Annotated in this window: 1 protein-coding gene; it reads right to left on the bottom strand. The window is 60.9% G+C overall.

The genetic code is table 11. The annotated features are described in order from the left end of the window. The coding region (locus AACG97_RS00265; RefSeq protein WP_338463242.1) for a GMC family oxidoreductase at nt 1–1,068 on the bottom strand (1,068 nt) is incomplete at both ends.

Raw genomic sequence — 1,068 nt, 5'->3', positions numbered from 1 at the left:
GATATATTTCGGCTTCATCGCTTTGGCGATCGGCGCCATCTTATCGAACATAAACTGCGCCATCTTGATGTCGTTTTCCTGCCAGTCGAAGGTCATGCGCAGCAGCGGCTGGCCGAAGACGTTTTTGTAGTTCGGATCAAGATCGAGGTAGTTCTGCCGATAGGACTGGTGCGCGCCGTGGGCATCCATCGACAGGTGATGGGTGTAGGTATCGGCAACCGCCGCTTTCCACTTGCTGCCCCACGCCGGGGTGCCCGGTGGTACCGGGAAACCGGAGATGGGCTTGGTCCCGGCCTGGTTGACCCAGAATGGCGAACCGCCGACAAAGCCCGCCGCGCCGTGGTCGAAGTTGTCGGCGTTGAAGTCGTCGACCCCGACGCCGTTGCCGCCCGCGCCGATAAACGGGTTGGTATAAGTGCCTTTGTCGAAAATGGCCTTGATGGTGGTCATGTTCTGGTAGGCGAAGTTACGCCCCACCACCCCTTCGCCGGTCTCCGGATTGTACGGTTTGCCGATCCCGGAGAGCAGCATCAGGTGCACGTTGTGGAACTGGAAGGCGCCGATAATCACCAGGTCCGCCGGCTGTTCCATTTCGCGCCCCTGGCCGTCGACGTAGGTCACGCCGGTGGCGCGGGATTTGTCGTCGGTCAGGTTGACCTTCAGCACGTTGGCGTTGGTCCGCAGCTCAAAGCGTTTTTCCTGGCGCAGCGCCGGCAGGATGTTCACGTTCGGCGAGGCTTTGGAGTACATGTAGCAGGCGTAGCCGCTGCAGAAACCGCAGAAGTTGCACGGGCCCATCTGCGCGCCGTAGGGGTTGGTATAGGAGTCGGAAGTGTTGGCCGACGGCAGGTTATAGGGGTGATACCCCACTTCCAGCGCCGCTTTTTCAAACAGCTGCGCCGACCAGGTGTTTTTCTGCGCCGGCAGCGGGAAGTCGTCTGAGCGGTCCGGGGCGAAGGCGTTGCCGCCGCGGCCTTTGCCGACCACCTTGCCTTTGATCGACCAGGCGGTCCCGGAGGTGCCGAACACTTTTTCCGCTTTATCGAAGAACGGTTCCAGCTCGTCGTA

Source organism: Pseudomonas sp. Nvir (genome assembly GCF_963778085.1).
Taxonomy (GTDB): Bacteria; Pseudomonadota; Gammaproteobacteria; order Pseudomonadales; family Pseudomonadaceae; genus Aquipseudomonas; species Aquipseudomonas juntendi.
The sequence above is the reverse complement of the archived record's forward strand: the minus strand, read 5'-3'. Positions and strand labels throughout refer to the sequence as shown.